The sequence below is a fragment of the Pectobacterium versatile genome (genome assembly GCF_003932035.1).
Classification (GTDB): Bacteria; Pseudomonadota; Gammaproteobacteria; order Enterobacterales; family Enterobacteriaceae; genus Pectobacterium; species Pectobacterium versatile.
Window position 1 is genome coordinate 3,436,519 of sequence record NZ_CP034276.1, and the last position, 17,315, is coordinate 3,453,833.

Here is a 17,315-nt window from a genome sequence, read left to right on the forward strand (position 1 = left end):
ATTTATTCTTCCGTTTGCACACCAAGCCACCCTTCCCGCCCGGGAAACGGCGCGCGTTCAATCCGCCCGACGGGCAACGTGGCTCGGTCATCAGGCAGCAATGAGGAAAGCGGACAAAATTTGATGTGCTGCTGACGGGCCCGAAGCAGCAACTGGCGGAACAGCGCCAGCTTCGCGCCACCTTCAACCTCCGCATGGATGGTGTAGACCGGCACGCCGCGATCTTGCTGGATCGCCTCAAGAATGAAGTCGTTAAATTCGCCGTCACTCACGCGCTCGCCGATGACTTCATCGTAGGTCGGCAATGTGACTGGGATCTGCACGGTACCCAAATCACCATTTTTCAGGCGTGGTCGGAAAGGTCGAGTGCCGCGGCAGTCGCTGTTATAGTCCAGATTCCAGTGCTGCTTCATCTCTACAACACGCGGATCGGCTCGCCAGCCCGCCACAGCGGAACAGCGCACCGGCGATGGCAGAATCGATGTCAGCGCGTCCATTCCTTCACGGAACTGCGCGGCTAATTGCGCATCCGACCAGCGGGCGACATTCGCCTGCCAGCCGTGATGATCCCAGGCATGTAACCCGACTTCATGGCCTGCGTCGTGTGTCTGGCGGATTAACGAGCCAAACCGTGCGCCGATATGACGCCCCGGCCACGCCGTACCGGCCAGCAAGATATCCCAGCCGTAGAGCGAGGCCGCGTTGGAACGCAGCATCTTCCATAAAAAGCGTGGACGCAGCAGACGCCACAGGTGACGCCCCATGTTGTCCGGCCCGACGCTAAAAAAGACACTCGCCTGAATATCGAACTCCGCCAGCACATCCAGCAGCGCAGGCACGCCGTCCCGCGTACCGCGCCAGGTATCGACATCTATCCGCAAGCCAACACGCGTCATCCCTGTGCATCCGTGGCGTTGTCTGATTGCAGGGGGTCAACGGTACGCAGGAAATAGTCCAGCGTTTCCGCGACGGTTTGCTCCATCTTCACCGTTGGTTCCCATGCCAGCAGGCGTTTAGCGTTGCGAATGCTTGGCGTGCGGTGCGCCACATCCTGATAGCCCTTGCCGTAATAGCTGCTGCTTTCCACGTCAATAAATCCGGCGAACGGCGGGAAGCGATCGCGCAGCGGGTGCGCATTAAAGCTGGTCAGCAGCATTTCGCCCAGTTCGCGGATACTGGCTTCATTATGCGGATTGCCGATGTTGATGATCTGCCCGTCACACTGGCCGTTACGGTTTTCAATAATACGGAACAGCGCCTCAATACCGTCGTGAATGTCGGTAAAGCAGCGTTTCTGCGCCCCGCCATCCACCAGCTTGATTGGCGATCCTTCCACCAAATTAAGAATCAATTGAGTAATGGCGCGGGAGCTACCGATACGTGCCGCATCCAGCGTATCCAGACGCGGCCCCATCCAGTTAAACGGACGGAACAGCGTGAAACGCAGGCCGTTCTTCGCGCCGTAGGCCCAGATCACCCGATCCAGCAACTGCTTGGACACGGAATAAATCCAGCGCTGCTTGTTGATCGGCCCGACAATCAGGCGCGAGGTGTCTTCATCAAACTCTTTGTCATCACACATGCCGTACACTTCTGAGGTGGACGGGAAAACGATGCGTTTGTTGTAGCGCACGCAGTCGCGCACGATTTTCAGGTTCTCTTCAAAGTCCAATTCAAACACGCGCAGCGGATTACGGGTGTATTCAATCGGCGTGGCAATCGCCACCAGCGGCAGAATGACATCGCATTTCTTGATGTGGTATTCGATCCATTCGTTATGGATGCTGATATCGCCTTCCACAAAATGGAAACGCGGATCGCCAAGAAAACAGGCGATGGCATCCGAGCTGATATCCAGCCCGTAGATCTCATAGCGATCGTCGCGCAGCAGGCGTTCGGTCAGGTGGTTACCGATAAAACCGTTCACGCCGAGGATCAGGACGCGCGTGCGGCGTCGCTGCACACGGCTGGCGAGGTTACCCAGTCGCGCCTGCGGCACCATGCCCATTTCCGCCGCCAGTCGGCTACCCGACATATACAGCCCAGTCTCACTCTGTCCGCTGACGATCTCAAGTGCATCTTCACCACAGGCCACCACCAGCGGCGACGTCGAGATAATCGCGCCTGGCTCACCACCGATCTTGTCCTTTACAACACGAGCGCGCCAAATCGTCACGTTGCGCTCACCGAGAAACGTAAACGCGCCCGGATACGGCTCCGTCACCGCGCGGATCAGGTTGTTAATCTCACGGGCGCTTTTGTGCCAGTCGATCAGCCCATCTGCCGCCGTGCGACGTCCGAAATAGCTGGCCCGGCTTTCATCCTGCGGCGTCAGCGTAATCTCACGCGAGCGGATCAGCGGTAATTGCTGCGCCAGCAAAGCGGCAGCGGCGGTACGGCACTTTCCATGCAGCGTCAGCGCAGTATCTTCCTCGTCAATCGCCACCACGGACTGGGCAACGATATCACCCGCATCAGCGCGAGAAACCATCTTGTGCAGCGTCACGCCCGTCTGCGTTTCACCGTTCACCAGTACCCAATTCACCGGCGCACGTCCCCGGTAGCGCGGCAGCAGTGAGCCGTGCAGATTGAATGCGCCAAACGCTGGCAACTGGAGAATGTCATCGCTTAATAACGTGCGGTAATAGAAGGAAAAAATAACATCCGGTGCCAGCTCCCGAATGCGGTTCACCCAGAGCGGATGGTTAATGTCTTCCGGTGCAAACACCGGCACGTCCATCTCGGCGGCCGCTTTCGCCACCGACCCATAGAAGTGGTTCTCGCCCGGCGCATCGCTGTGTGTGAACACGGCTTGAATCTCATAGCCCGCAAGCTTTAACGCCTCAAGACCGACGCAGCCAATATCATGGTAGGCAAATACGATCGCTTTCATTCTTCTTCATCCCGTAAGCTGGTGGTCAGTGGCGTTGCCGCACTCACTGTTTTTTGCACAAAATAGCGTGGTCGGGCACGGACATCGGTATAGATACGGCCGATGTATTCCCCCAAGAGCCCCATCCCGACAAACTGCGCGCCGATAAACATGAACAGCACGGCAAACAGCGTGAACACGCCCTCTGCCGCCCATTCCGCACCGAAGAACAGACGCAGGCCGATCAACAGCAGCGCCAGCAGGAATCCCGACAGCGCAACGACGCTGCCGATCAGGCTGAGTATGCGCAGCGGCGTCGTCGTCAGACAGGTCAGCAGGTCGTACATCAGGTTAATCAGCTTCAAAAAGCTGTATTTGGACGTGCCAAATTCGCGCTCGGCGTGCAGCACATCGATCTCGATGGTTTTCCGGGCGAAGGTATTGGCAAGGATAGGAATAAAGGTGCTGCGTTCGTGGCAGCGCAGCATCGCGCTGACAATGTGACGACGATACGCGCGCAGCATACAGCCGTAATCCACCATTGATTTCCCAGTTGAACGCCGGATCATCATGTTGATGGTTTTCGAGGCCAGTTTGCGAAACAGCGAATCCTTCCGGTTTGCCCGCACGGTGCCGACCACGTCATACCCTTGCGCAGCGTACTCCACCAGCCGTGGGATTTCCTCGGGCGGGTTCTGTAAATCGGCATCCAGCGTGATCACCACATCGCCTACCGCCTGCTGGAATCCGGCCATAATGGCCGAATGCTGACCATAGTTGCGATTCAACAGCACGGCAATAATGTGCTTTTCCGGGTCACTCGCCGCTTCGGTCAGCAGATCCGCCGAACGATCGCTGCTGCCGTCATCAACCAGAATGATTTCCCAGGGTTTACCGATCTGCCGACAGGCTGCCAGCGTGCGTTCGAGCAGTACCGGCAGGCTCTCTTCTTCGTTATAAACAGGAATCACAATAGAAACATTTTTGATGTCATCAATCACGAACAGACTCCAAAATCGAGGTTAGCGCCGCGACGACGCGATCGACATCGCTGTCCTGCATATCGGGGAACAGCGGCAGCGTCATCAGCGATGCCGAATTCCATTCCGTTGCCGGCAGGTGCAAGTGGGGATAGCGCTCACGGTAGTATTTCTGCGTATGCACCGCTCTGAAATGCAGCCCAGTACCAATGCCGTGAGCCTGCAATGCCGCCATCAAATCATCGCGCGATATGCCACTCTGTGTTTCATCCACGCGCACCATAAACAGATGCCAGGCGTGCAGATGGGGATAGTCAGGAACGGCCAGCGGTAGGAGTGGCAACGAGCGCAGTTGGGTGAGATAGCGCGCGGCAAGCTGCTGACGGCGGGCGTTGATCGCTGGGAGTTTATCCAGTTGAACCAGCGCAATCGCTGCATTGATATCCGCCAGATTGTATTTAAACCCCGGCGTCACCACTTCGGCCTGCGGTTTGCGCCCTTGTAACTGCCTGTCGAACGCATCCACGCCCAGCCCATGAAACTTCAGGCTGCGTAGTCGTTCGGCGAGTGCTTCGTCGTCCGTCACCACCATGCCGCCTTCCGCACAAGTGATGTTTTTAATGGCATGAAACGAGAAAATGGCGGTTCCACGTGCGCCGATCCACGCATCGCGATACTGCGTACCCACGGCGTGTGCGGCATCCTCAACCAGCGGGATGCCGTAGCGTTCACTGAGCGCACGCAGCGCATCCAGATCGGCAGGCGCACCGGCATAATGCACGGGAATAATCGCTTTGGTCTTCGGTGTGATAGCCGCCTCGATATCCTGCGGTCGCACCATCAGCGTATGCCGATCCACGTCTACCATCACTGGTTCCGCGCCCAAGAGCGTGATGATGTTGACGGTTGAAACCCAAGTTTGGGATGGCGTAATCACCTCGTCGCCGGGGCCAACACCGAGCGCCATCAGCGTAACGTGCATACCGCCCGTCGCCGAACTGACCGCTATCGCCTGTCGACACCCTATTCGCTGGCAAAACGCCTGCTCTAATTGCTGACATTTCGGCCCCGTGGTTATCCAGCCGGATCGTAATACTTCAGCCACGGCAGCAATTTCCTCTTCGCCCATGTTCGGGCGGGAAAAAGGCAAAAATTCCGTCATAACGTATTCCCAAAATAAATAATGGCGAGAAATCATCATTCAGCAGTCTAAATAATGAAGCCTTAAGCCAACCTTAATTTATTGCGACAATCATAAAACTACAGATAAACGGCACGACATGACAAAACAGCAAAAAGACATAATTAATTACAATGCAAAAATGAACTTTTCGCGAATAACCAAATGACAAGATGTCGTTTTATTGATTTACAGCAAGAAATCAATCTTCGCCAAATAAGTCTCGCGTATAGACTTTCCCCATCACATCTTTTAATTCATCGGCATAACGATTGGTAATAATAATGTCACACTGTTGTTTGAAACTGTCGAGTTGATGAATGATAGGAAAATCTAAAAAATCATCTCCATCAATCCCCGGTTCATAAATTACCACCTTGATTCCTTTCGCTTTTATCCTTTTCATGATGCCCTGAATGGAGGAGAAGCGAAAATTATCCGATCCTGCTTTCATGATGAGACGGTGGACGCCGACGGTTTTCGGATGGCGGCGAATAATCGTGTCGGCAATGAAGTCTTTTCGCGTATGGTTAGCGTCCACGATAGCCTTGATCAGGTTATTCGGCACGGTACGATAATTGGCCAAAAGCTGCCGGGTATCCTTTGGTAAACAGTAGCCGCCATAGCCGAAAGAAGGATTGTTGTAGTAATCGCCAATACGCGGATCGAGACACACCCCTTCAATAATCTGCCGGGTATTCAGCCCCAGCGATTCGGCATAGCTGTCCAACTCGTTAAAGTAGGCCACGCGCATCGCCAGGAAGGTATTCGCAAACAATTTTATCGCTTCAGCCTCGGTCGGGTCGGTAAACAGCACGCGAATATCTTTTTTTAATGCGCACTCCATCAATAGGTTAGCGAAGAACCTTGCCCTTTCTGACCGTTCACCCACCACAATCCGTGACGGATAAAGATTGTCATACAACGCCTTACCTTCACGCAAAAACTCAGGCGAAAAAATGATGTTATCCGTATCCAACTGCTGGCTGATTTTCTCGGTGAAGCCAACGGGCACCGTCGATTTAATCACCATAATGGCCTGCGGATTAATCGCCAGAACATCACGAATAACCGCCTCTACCGACGACGTGTTGAAATAGTTGGTTTGTGGATCGTAATCTGTCGGCGTCGCGATAATCACGAACTGCGCGTTGGTATACGCTTCATGCTTGTCCAGCGTCGCGGAAAAATTCAGCGTTTCATGTTGTAAAAAACGCTCAATCTCGGCATCATTAATCGGCGATTTTCGTTGATTCAGCAACGCCACTTTTTCAGCCACAATATCCAACGCCACAACCTGATGCTGTTGCGCTAATAATAATCCATTCGATAAACCGACATATCCCGTTCCGCTAATCGCTATTTTCATGAAGGGCTCTTTATTTCATTACTGGCTAACAACCTATTTCGCCGCAGTATCTTTCTTATTTTTTCATCTGAATAGAGGCGTAACATGTCAATTTATTTCTTGTTTCGCTCCCACGTTCAGAAACCATCATTCACAAAGACATCTTTTCTTTATCAGTTGAAACGTCAGAAACGCAACATCATTATCATTAGCAATTCCAGTTAAACGCCAATTAAACATAGCGCATTTAATAATAAATAAAGATCTTCTTACACCTTGTGACTTTTTTAAATCATTAGCGTGAAAACAAATTTTCATGACGTTATGTAACACAACGTCATTTATCTTAGATGATTTTAATGAATAAACACGATAATACCGGTTTATTTTCGAGTTTTTATCAACGCTACATGGAGATACTGTGTAGAGACGTTACTTTATTATCAAAGCGGCTTAGTACTCGATAAAACCGACAAAAAAATCATAAGCCTGTCTCATCAATTGCCAGCGCAACTGTCAGAAACGTCTACACTTATCATCAGTCATTTCTTTGGCTAAGGATGGGAAGGACAATGAAGGTCAGCACAAGTGACAAGGCCAGCCACTATCAAATGCCGCTCCAAAAATTGATGATCGTTTTTATGTTATTCATCATCACCGCAGTAGTGGCGCTGAACGGATGGGCAGTCTTCAATTCTCACCAACAGCTTATCGATTCAACCGAGCGAAACGCCAAAAACCTGTCTCTGTCGCTGGCACGCCATGCCGAAGATACTTTTTTACAAGTCGACATTCTGCTACAGGATTTACAAGAGCGTATCGAACAGGACGGCCAATCGCCTGCACAGTTAAGCCGGCTGAGTGATATTTTGAAAAACCGTAAAGCCGCGCTGCCGCAACTGCACGGCATCTTTGTCTATGATGAAAAAGGCGACTGGGTGATCAATTCCGGCGTCGTCAGCCCAGTGCGGAATAACTATTCCGACAGAGAATACTTCAAATACCATCAAAGCAACATCGGCACCAATATCTATATCAGCAGCGTGATTAAAAGCCGTTCTACCGGAGATCTGGTCATCCCCGTCTCCATACGTCTCAATAAGCCAGACGGCAGTTTTAACGGTGTATTGCTCACCACCCTCTCACTGGACTATTTTAAGCAGTATTATGGCTACTACTCCATGGGGAACATGGATGTGCTCGCCATTTTGCTTTCCGATGGCAGAATCCTATACGCCCGCCCTTACGATGATTCCTATATCAACCGTAGCGTATCTAGCAGCCCGATATTTTCAGAATATCTGAAGCAGTCCGAAAGCGGCACCGCAACCGTCACTTCCACGCTCGATAATATCAAGCGGGTTTATGGTTACACAAAATTAAAACGTTACCCCATCGTTATCGGCGCAGGTTATGATCTCGATCAGGCTCTTTCTCCATGGAAAACGGACAGCTTCATCTACGGTATTATCACGTTGGCAATGGTACTGACCAGCAGCCTGCTCGGCCTGATCGTGCTGAGACAGATTCGTATGAATTTGAAAAATCAGATCGATTTGACCATCGTGCGTGATGAACTCACGTCAGTTAACCATACCCTGAAAACGCTTGCCTTGTTCGATGGCCTGACGAACCTACCTAACCGTCGTCAATTCGATACCTTCCTGGAACAAACTCTGCTGCAAGCTGTGGAAACACAGCGCAGTATCGCGCTCATCATGATCGATATCGATGCCTTTAAAAAGTACAACGACCACTATGGCCATGTGGCAGGCGATGAGTGTCTGCGCAAAGTCGGGAATATTCTGAGTAATATGCCAAAGCGCAAAGAAGATTTAGTCGCCCGCTATGGCGGTGAGGAGTTCGCGATCATCATCACCGAGACCGATAAACAAAGCGCCGCCGCGCTGGCTCAGCGCGCGCTGGATTTAGTACGTGAAGAAAAGATCCCGCATGAAACCACACTATTCCCAGAAAAAATCGTCACCATTAGCGCCGGTGTTTATGTGTTCTGCGCCGATACCCCACCGCCAGCGGCGTCGTCCGTTATCGATATTGCCGATGCTGCACTGTATCGCGCCAAACATGGCGGTAAAAACCGTATTGAGGTGAGTGAATAGCGGCAGCAATTGGAATTAATGTTGATGCAATACCTGACAGCGCACGCAGCTTCTGACAAAATAGCGGCCATCTCCCCCTATTTCAAATTGATGGGTCTTTTCTCAGATGGCAGCAAAGATTATTGATGGTAAAACGATTGCGCAGCAGGTCAAAGACGAAGTTGCCGCACGAGTCACGCAGCGTTTGGCAGAAGGAAAACGCGCACCGGGCCTAGCTGTTGTGCTGGTCGGCGAGAATCCGGCGTCACAGATTTATGTCGCCAGCAAACGCAAAGTGTGTGAAGAAGTCGGCTTTATTTCCCGCTCTTATGATTTGCCCATCACCACAACGGAATCTGAGCTGTTGGCACTTATCGACCAGCTCAACGCCGACCAGACGATTGACGGTATTTTGGTTCAGCTTCCGCTGCCGGAAGGCATCGATAATACCAAGGTAATTGAACGCATCGCGCCAAGTAAAGATGTGGATGGCTTCCATCCTTACAACGTGGGTCGTTTGTGCCAGCGCGCCCCCATGCTGCGAGCCTGTACGCCACGCGGCATCATCACGCTGTTGGAGCGTTACAATATCGACACCTTCGGGCTGAATGCCGTTGTCGTCGGCGCGTCCAATATCGTTGGCCGTCCGATGAGTCTGGAACTGCTGCTGGCTGGTTGCACCACGACCGTCACGCACCGCTTCACCAAAAATCTGCGCCACCATATTGAAAACGCCGATCTGCTGGTAGTCGCGGTCGGTAAACCGGGCTTCATCCCCGGCGAATGGATTAAACCGGGCGCGATTGTGCTGGACGTGGGTATTAACCGTCTGGAAAGCGGTAAAGTGGTCGGCGATGTGGAATTTGAAACGGCGCAGGAAAGAGCGTCTTACATCAGCCCCGTACCGGGCGGCGTCGGCCCAATGACCGTTGCCACACTGATTCAAAACACGCTACAGGCGTGCGAAGAGTATCATGACCACGCCGAATAATTGGCGATAAGGTCAAACACCGATAAGCAGGAATTTATGGCAACCTTTAATCTTGAAAAGCATCCGCACGTTGAACTGTGCGATCTCTTGAAACTGCTGGGCTGGAGTGAAAGTGGCGCAGCAGCCAAACTGTCTATCGCCGCTGGCGACGTGACCGTTGACGGCCAGACGGAAACACGCAAGCGCTGCAAAATCGTTGCTGGGCAAACCGTTCAGTTCAACGGCGAAACGGTAAAAGTCGCCGAGTAACCTTTACGGCATCGACCACAGCGAAAAAAAAGCCCGCAATGTTATTCTTGCGGGCTTTTTATTTACTGAAAGCGTGTTACAGGAAGAAAGCGTTACTTACGGCGCCAGATCGTTCCCTGCGGGCCATCCTCCAGCACGATCCCCATTTCATTCAAACGATCGCGAGCCTGATCCGCCAGCGCCCAGTCTTTCGCCGCACGCGCATCTTTACGCTGCTGGATTAACGCTTCGATTTCTTTCACTTCCTCGTCATCCACCTGCGCGCCATTTTGCAGGAACTGTTCAGGATCCTGCTCCAACAGACCAAGCACGCCGGACAGTTTACGCAGTGCCGATGCCAGTTGGTTCGCCGCCTGCACGTCTTCCGTTTTCAGGCGATTAACTTCACGCGCCATATCAAACAGCACCGAGTAGGCTTCCGGCGTGTTGAAATCGTCGTCCATCGCTTCGCGGAAACGGGCTTCAAACTCGTCACCGCCGTGCGCCGCAACGCTAGCATCCATTCCACGCAACGCGATATACAAACGTTCCAATGCCGATCGCGCCTGTTTCAGGTTGTCTTCGCTGTAGTTCAACTGGCTACGGTAGTGGCCTGACATCAGGAAGTAACGCACGGTTTCTGGGTCGTAATATGCCAGCACGTCGCGTACGGTGAAGAAGTTATTTAGCGACTTTGACATCTTTTCGCGGTCAACCATCACCATGCCGGAGTGCATCCAGTAATTCACATACGAGCCGTCGTGTGCACAGCTGGACTGCGCGATCTCGTTTTCGTGGTGCGGGAACATCAAATCGGAGCCGCCGCCGTGAATATCAAAATGCGTGCCCAGCTGTTTGCAGTTCATGGCAGAACATTCGATATGCCAGCCAGGGCGCCCTTCTCCCCACGGAGAGGACCAGTGTGGTTCACCCGGCTTGGACATTTTCCACAGCACGAAATCCATCGGGTTACGCTTCACTTCGGTAATTTCAACGCGCGCGCCAGCCTGCAACTGATCCAGATCCTGACGAGACAGCACGCCGTAACCCGGCGCGGTATCAACGGAGAACATCACGTCACCATTACTCGCAACATAGGCGTGGCGACGGGCGATCAGCGCTTCCACCATTTCGATGATGTCGGCAATATGGTGTGTCGCACGCGGTTCGGCATCCGGGCGCAGAATATTCAACGCATCAAAATCGGCGTGCATCTCTGCGATCATACGGGTCGTCAGTTGGTCGCTGGTTTCCCCATTTTCGATCGCACGTTTAATAATTTTGTCGTCAATATCGGTGACATTACGCACATATTTCAGTGAATATCCCAGATACCGCAAATACCGCGCCACCACATCAAACGCCACGAAAGTACGCCCGTGACCGATATGACACAGGTCATAAACGGTGATGCCACACACATACATTCCCACCTGACCGGCGTGGATGGGTTTAAATTCCTCTTTTTGGCGACTCAGCGTATTAAAAATCTTTAGCATCAGGGCGTTCCAGTGTTTTTATAAAAAATGGTTTTCACAAAAAAATGGTTTTCACAAAGCATAGCGTTCACACGATAGGTCAACCACCGTCGCAGGTAGCGTCAGTAACATCAATGCATTCAGGGTTTACACCCCAACGGCGTATTGAAACCTGAACCCTATTGTATTGCAAGGTTAAGAAGAGGGAATAAGCGAGAAAGGATAAAAATGAAATGGCCCAGATTTCCGGGCCATTTAATACAATCGACGTTGCTGACGAAAAAACGTTCAGCTAACAAAAAACAATTAGCGCCAACGCGGATTCGACATCACAGAATATTTTCCGCTACCAAGCAGGGCAATCGCGATACCCGCGAAGAAGAACACCGCCGTACCTTCAACACCCCAAGCGCCGGTTTTGGCCAGCGTAACGAAACCACCAGCGTTAACCAGTAACGTCGCTACCACCATCGTGAAGGAGAAAATCAGCGCAGAAGGACGTGTGAAAATGCCGAGAATCATCAGGATCGGAGTGATGACTTCTCCGACATAGACACCGTAGCCAACAAAAGCAGGGAGCCCTGCGGAGGTCAGCATGCCTTCAATGGCACCGATTCCACCGTGTACCTTATGCCAGCCATGAAACAGCATCAAAACGCTGAAAGATACGCGCAAAAACAGTTTGCCAAAATCCGGTTTGTCTAATAAACGATTAACACTATCCAGAATACCCAGCATAGTTCACCTATCTCTTTAGAGTTATTTATGAAGAATAAGAATTACTCTCAGATTAATCTGAGCCACAAAAAAAGAACACGTTGATTACGCAAAACATTGATCTGGGGCAACAAAAATCTCATTCAAATTAATTAACTATTATTTGAAATTTTGATCAATTTATTTGTTTTTAAAAGTCCCTATTGCCTGATTAACACCTTATTGCGCACTATTATTAAGCACACATATTATGTGACGACTACCAAAATCAGAGTAGTAAACCTTTTTATACGATTTTCTCATCTATCCAACCGCCAACAACGGTGCGGTAAGCGCGAAGTACTGACTCAATCGACCAGTTATGCTATAACAGCGCTCTTGTTGTTCACCGTCTTTTGTGAACTGCACTCTTAATCACTAAGGCTATCTAGGGTTCATTATTATGATTACGCTTCATACCAACCACGGCGATATCGTCATTAACACGTTTGCAGACAAAGCGCCGGTTACCGTAGAAAACTTCCTGAACTACTGTCGCAGCGGTTTTTATGACAACACGATTTTTCACCGCGTGATTAATGGTTTTATGATTCAGGGCGGCGGCTTCGCTCCCGGCATGGATCAGAAAGAAACCAATGCGACAATCAAAAATGAAGCCAACAACGGCCTGAAAAATACCCGTGGCACGCTGGCGATGGCACGTACCAACGATCCGCACTCTGCAACTGCCCAGTTCTTTATCAACCTCGTTGATAACGATTTCCTGAACTTCCGTTCAGAGCGTGCCGATGGTTGGGGCTACTGCGTATTCGCTGAAGTCACCGAAGGCATGGACGTTGTTGATAAAATCAAAGGCGTTGCTACCGGCCGCAGCGGCATGCATCAGGACGTACCGAAAGAAGACGTGGTGATTACCCACGTAACGATCAGCGAATAATTCGACCTGCATGGCAACGCTGTTCATTGCCGATCTGCATTTAAGTGTTCATGAACCGGCGATTACCGCCGGTTTTCTGCGTTTTTTACGCCATGACGCGATCCATGCCGATGCGCTGTACATACTTGGCGACCTGTTCGACGCCTGGATAGGTGACGACGATCCTCAGCCGCTGCATGCGACTGTCGCCACGGAACTGTATGCCTTACATCAGCGCGGCATTCCCTGCTATTTCGTGCACGGTAACCGTGATTTCCTGATCGGTAAGCGTTTCGCCAAGCAAAGCGGAATGACGCTGCTGCCGACAGAAACGGTGCTCGATCTCTACGGCCAAAAGATTCTCATTCTGCATGGCGATACGTTGTGCACTGACGATCGGCATTACCAACAATTCCGCCGTCGGGTACACAACCCATTTATTCAGCGACTCTTCCTGCTATTACCGTTGTCACTACGTATGAAAATTGCGGCGAAGATGCGGGCAACCAGCCAGCACGAAAACCAAAAAAAGTCGCAGCAGATTATGGATGTCAATCACGACGCCGTACTTGCACGCTTACGGCATTATCAGGTGGAGACGATGATCCACGGCCACACGCACCGTCCAGCCATTCATCAGGTCGATCTCGGTGAATCGTCTGGTCGTCGCGCCGTTCTCGGGGCCTGGCATGAAGAAGGGTCGATGATTAAGGTCACGCCACAAAATATCGAACTGATTTCCTTCCCATTTTAATGCGTTTCTTGACATTGACTTAACGGTCTCTCGCCTTATCCCCCCTGCATTTCCGCATACGCAACCGTTTTCCTCGCCATAATGGCGTGATATGCTCTACGCCCTCAACGCCAGACCCTCCCTGTCTGGCCGACGCGAACGCGTCACGAACACGTACAATCACAGGAGCGTTACAGGCATGTCATCCAACGTTGCCCCGGCTAAAATTGCCATCGTCATGGGTTCAAAGAGTGACTGGGCCACCATGCAGTTTGCTGCGGAAATCCTCACCACGCTGAACATTCCTTTTCATACCGAAGTCGTTTCCGCACACCGGACGCCAGACAAGCTATTCAGCTTCGCTGAGCAAGCGGCACAGAACGGTTTTGATGTGATTATCGCGGGCGCAGGCGGCGCAGCACACCTGCCGGGTATGCTGGCAGCGAAAACGCTGGTTCCCGTGCTTGGCGTGCCGGTACAAAGCTCAACGCTGAGCGGGGTAGACAGCCTGTATTCCATCGTCCAAATGCCGCGTGGTATTCCGGTCGGCACGTTGGCGATTGGCAAAGCGGGCGCGGCGAATGCGGCTCTGCTGGCCGCACAAATTCTTGCCCTGCACGACAAGGGCATCTCTGCCCGACTGGCAGACTGGCGTCAGGCGCAAACCGATGATGTGCTCTCTCATCCCGATCCGCGGGAGGAGGCATGAAACCGGTCTGCGTATTAGGCAATGGTCAGTTGGGCAGAATGCTGCGTCAGGCTGGTGAACCGCTAGGCATTGCAGTTTACCCAGTGGGACTGGATGCAGAGCCGGAATCGGTTCCGTTTCATAACAGTGTCATTACCGCCGAAATCGAACGCTGGCCGGAAACGGCTCTCACCCGTGAGTTGGCCGAGCACACGGCGTTTGCAAACCGCGATATCTTCCCGCGTCTGGCCGATCGCCTGACGCAAAAGCAGCTGCTGGACTCGCTGAATCTGGCAACTGCTCCTTGGCAGTTGCTGGCTAGTGCCGATGAATGGCCACACGTCTTTGCCTCATTAGGTGAACTCGCTATCGTTAAACGTCGCGTCGGTGGTTACGACGGCCGCGGGCAGTGGCGCTTGCGCGATGGCGAACAGCAAACGCTGCCCGCTGACTGCTACGGCGAATGCATCGTTGAGCAAGGCATTAATTTTTCTGGCGAAGTCTCGCTGGTGGGTGCCCGCAATACGCACGGCAAATGTGTGTTCTACCCGCTCACTCATAATCTGCATCAGGATGGTATTCTGCGCACCAGCGTGGCTTTCCCTCAGCCCGATCCGCAGTTGCAGCAGCAGGCCGAACAGATGCTGTCCGCAATAATGAATGCGCTGGGTTATGTGGGTGTGATGGCGATGGAATGCTTTATTGTTGGCGACCACCTGCTCATTAACGAGCTGGCTCCGCGCGTACACAATAGCGGACACTGGACGCAAAATGGCGCGTCGATCAGCCAGTTTGAGCTGCACCTGCGCGCCATTCTGGATCTGCCGCTGCCAGTACCGGTTGTCGAAACACCGTCGGTGATGGTCAACCTGATCGGCACTGACGTGAATATCGACTGGTTGGCGCTGCCGCTGGTACACCTGCACTGGTATGAGAAAGACGTTCGTCCTGGTCGCAAAGTTGGACACCTCAATCTACCGTCGTCGGATACCGCACAGTTGCAACGCACGCTGCAATCGCTGGCACCTCTCTTACCAGAGGAATACCACAGCGGTCTGGCGTGGGCAGAAGAAAAGCTCACCGCCTGACAGATCGGTGACCATTATCCGGCAGGTTGCAATCTGCCGGATAACTCTCGTCTGAGGTGATGCAACAGCAGGAACTGCGCCATCGATACGTCCGAAAAAGAGAAAAACCATCATTACGCGTGACATCAGCAAAATTGCGTTTATTATTTCATCTGCCCTTTATTTTATTTATTGTTCATTTTTCATCACTCAGCAATTAAATAAAGCATCAATAACGAGCCGTTAAAAATATTTAAAATAAAGTATCAAGATTGATATTTTAATTTGCGCGGAAATTTATTAAAATATTTCCCGTCAATTCATTTCTGTGATCGCCTCAATATTATTCGCTGACCACCACGATATAGAATGCCGCCACAAAACAGTATTGACCTACTGACATAATTAGCAACATGTCTCGTTCGTTTTTTAAACTCCGTAACGGCAACTTGCCGATACTGTAATTTTTATAATCCACATCATGTGGCAATACCCTTGTAACGGGGTATTAATATGTCCACCGAGGAGAAATCAGTATATGAGCACCATTCAAGATAGTAGCCAGGTGTTAGAACAGGCTTCAGGATGGCGTAAAAGCGACACCGTCTGGATGCTGGGCCTCTATGGCACGGCCATCGGCGCTGGCGTGTTATTCTTACCTATCAATGCCGGTATTGGTGGATTAATTCCGTTAATTATCATGGCACTGATTGCTTTCCCGATGACATATTATTCTCACCGTGCATTATGCCGCTTTGTATTATCCGGCAAGAAAGGTGGCGAAGATATTACCGAAGTCGTTGAAGAACATTTCGGCGTTGGTGCAGGTAAATTAATCACTTTGCTTTATTTTTTCGCTATTTATCCGATCCTATTAGTTTATAGCGTCGCCATCACCAATACGGTAGATAGCTTTATTACTCACCAATTGCACTTGCCTTCTCCGCCACGTGCCCTGCTGTCATTAATATTGATCCTCGGATTAATGTTTATTGTACGTTTCGGTGAAGCGATGATCGTTAAGGCCATGAGTATTCTGGTTTACCCGTTTGTTGCCGTGCTGATGTTGCTGGCGCTTTATTTAATTCCGAACTGGAACACCTCTGTTTTTGAAAACATTTCTTTGAGTTCCAGCGTCACCGGCAACGGTCTGTTGGCAACACTATGGCTGGCTATTCCAGTGATGGTTTTCTCCTTCAACCACTCGCCAATCATCTCCTCTTTCGCCGTTGCCAAACGTAAAGAATATGGCGATGACGCCGAGCAAAAATGCTCACGTATTCTGTCTTACAGCCACATCATGATGGTGCTGACCGTGATGTTCTTCGTCTTCAGCTGCGTACTGAGCCTTTCTCCAGTTGAGCTGATGGAAGCGAAGACACAGAACATTTCTATTCTGTCCTATCTGGCGAACCACTTTAACAACCCGGTAATCGGCTATCTGGCTCCCGTTATTGCCACCATCGCGATCTCTAAATCGTTCCTGGGTCACTATCTGGGTGCAGGCGAAGGTTTTAACGGCATGATCGTGAAATCCCTGCGCAGCAGAGGCAAAACCATCTCCAACACCAAATTGAACCGCATCACTGCGCTGTTCATGCTGATCACCACCTGGATTGTCGCGACGCTGAACCCAAGCATTCTGGGCATGATCGAAACGTTGGGCGGCCCAATTATCGCGTGCCTGCTGTTCCTGATGCCGATGTACGCCATCCAGAAAGTTCCAGCGATGAAGAAATACAGCGGCCACATCAGCAACGTCTTTGTCACCCTGATGGGACTGATCGCTATTTCCGCCATCGTTTACAGCCTGCGCGATCTGCTGTAAGCCCCCCACCCTAATTTAACGCCGGCACGTTGTTTTCTAGTCATACCCTAAATAATTCGAGTTGCAGATAGGCGGTAACCACACGACAAATCGGTCTTAGACCGATTTGAACAGTGCTAGCACTGACCCGAAGGGTGAACCTCATAAATGAGGTTCATCAATCCCCAGGAGCTTACTCAAGTAAGTGACT

General features: G+C 51.4%; 15 protein-coding genes. 8 read left to right on the plus strand and 7 right to left on the minus strand.

The annotated features are described in order from the left end of the window. Nucleotides 1–2 precede the first annotated feature (2 nt). The 5 genes from arnD to EIP93_RS15645 form a co-directional block, all read right to left on the minus strand. Nucleotides 3–896: a 4-deoxy-4-formamido-L-arabinose-phosphoundecaprenol deformylase gene (gene arnD / locus EIP93_RS15625; protein ID WP_125232949.1), complete on the minus strand. Its 894-nt coding sequence runs from the start codon at nt 894–896 to the stop codon at nt 3–5. After that, nucleotides 893–2,893 carry a bifunctional UDP-4-amino-4-deoxy-L-arabinose formyltransferase/UDP-glucuronic acid oxidase ArnA gene (arnA, locus tag EIP93_RS15630; protein WP_125232950.1) on the minus strand — a complete coding sequence of 667 codons (2,001 nt, stop codon included), beginning with the start codon at nt 2,891–2,893 and terminating at the stop codon, nt 893–895. The genes arnD and arnA overlap by 4 nt, the downstream gene beginning before the upstream one ends. Further along, nucleotides 2,890–3,873, minus strand: coding sequence for an undecaprenyl-phosphate 4-deoxy-4-formamido-L-arabinose transferase (gene arnC / locus EIP93_RS15635; protein WP_170310010.1), 984 nt, complete (start codon nt 3,871–3,873; stop codon nt 2,890–2,892). Before arnC ends, arnA begins: the two co-directional genes overlap by 4 nt. After that, on the minus strand, nt 3,866–5,014 hold the full coding sequence (gene arnB, locus EIP93_RS15640; protein WP_107333730.1) for a UDP-4-amino-4-deoxy-L-arabinose aminotransferase: 1,149 nt from the start codon (nt 5,012–5,014) through the stop codon (nt 3,866–3,868). The genes arnC and arnB overlap by 8 nt, the downstream gene beginning before the upstream one ends. A 220-nt stretch (nt 5,015–5,234) precedes the next feature. Beyond that, entirely contained in the window at nt 5,235–6,401 is a 1,167-nt protein-coding gene (locus tag EIP93_RS15645; RefSeq protein ID WP_103971599.1) for a nucleotide sugar dehydrogenase, read from the minus strand. Between the two features lie 551 nt (nt 6,402–6,952). Here EIP93_RS15645 and EIP93_RS15650 point away from each other — a divergent pair. The 3 genes from EIP93_RS15650 to ybcJ all read left to right on the plus strand — a co-directional run bounded on the left by EIP93_RS15650 (nt 6,953) and on the right by ybcJ (nt 9,719). After that, nucleotides 6,953–8,500, plus strand: a complete 1,548-nt coding sequence (locus EIP93_RS15650) for a sensor domain-containing diguanylate cyclase (RefSeq protein ID WP_125232951.1) — start codon at nt 6,953–6,955, stop codon at nt 8,498–8,500. A gap of 106 nt (nt 8,501–8,606) precedes the next feature. Further along, complete coding sequence (gene folD, locus EIP93_RS15655) at nt 8,607–9,470, plus strand: bifunctional methylenetetrahydrofolate dehydrogenase/methenyltetrahydrofolate cyclohydrolase FolD (RefSeq protein WP_010307420.1); 864 nt, start codon at nt 8,607–8,609, stop codon at nt 9,468–9,470. 36 nt (nt 9,471–9,506) lie between these two features. Further along, the gene (ybcJ, locus tag EIP93_RS15660; RefSeq protein ID WP_039486392.1) at nt 9,507–9,719 is read left to right on the plus strand and encodes a ribosome-associated protein YbcJ; all 213 of its coding nucleotides are present in this window, start codon (nt 9,507–9,509) and stop codon (nt 9,717–9,719) included. Between the two features lie 92 nt (nt 9,720–9,811). Here the strand turns inward: ybcJ and cysS are convergent, their stop codons facing one another. Both cysS and EIP93_RS15670 read right to left on the minus strand, forming a co-directional pair. Then, nucleotides 9,812–11,197, minus strand: coding sequence for a cysteine--tRNA ligase (cysS, locus tag EIP93_RS15665; protein WP_039486394.1), 1,386 nt, complete (start codon nt 11,195–11,197; stop codon nt 9,812–9,814). Between the two features lie 285 nt (nt 11,198–11,482). Next, entirely contained in the window at nt 11,483–11,914 is a 432-nt protein-coding gene (locus EIP93_RS15670; RefSeq protein ID WP_039486396.1) for a DoxX family protein, read from the minus strand. A gap of 421 nt (nt 11,915–12,335) precedes the next feature. Between EIP93_RS15670 and ppiB the strand changes: the two genes are divergently transcribed. The 5 genes from ppiB to EIP93_RS15695 all read left to right on the plus strand — a co-directional run bounded on the left by ppiB (nt 12,336) and on the right by EIP93_RS15695 (nt 17,125). After that, nucleotides 12,336–12,830 carry a peptidylprolyl isomerase B gene (gene ppiB, locus EIP93_RS15675; protein ID WP_039492307.1) on the plus strand — a complete coding sequence of 165 codons (495 nt, stop codon included), beginning with the start codon at nt 12,336–12,338 and terminating at the stop codon, nt 12,828–12,830. 10 nt (nt 12,831–12,840) lie between these two features. Beyond that, complete coding sequence (gene lpxH, locus EIP93_RS15680) at nt 12,841–13,563, plus strand: UDP-2,3-diacylglucosamine diphosphatase (RefSeq protein ID WP_109224845.1); 723 nt, start codon at nt 12,841–12,843, stop codon at nt 13,561–13,563. A gap of 178 nt (nt 13,564–13,741) precedes the next feature. After that, nucleotides 13,742–14,251, plus strand: coding sequence for a 5-(carboxyamino)imidazole ribonucleotide mutase (gene purE / locus EIP93_RS15685; protein ID WP_102118886.1), 510 nt, complete (start codon nt 13,742–13,744; stop codon nt 14,249–14,251). Next, entirely contained in the window at nt 14,248–15,318 is a 1,071-nt protein-coding gene (gene purK / locus EIP93_RS15690; RefSeq protein WP_044206698.1) for a 5-(carboxyamino)imidazole ribonucleotide synthase, read from the plus strand. The genes purE and purK overlap by 4 nt, the downstream gene beginning before the upstream one ends. Before the next feature lie 517 nt (nt 15,319–15,835). Further along, a complete protein-coding gene (locus EIP93_RS15695) occupies nt 15,836–17,125 on the plus strand; it encodes an HAAAP family serine/threonine permease (RefSeq protein ID WP_095700166.1) in 1,290 nt (429 codons plus the stop codon). Nucleotides 17,126–17,315: the final 190 nt, after the last annotated feature.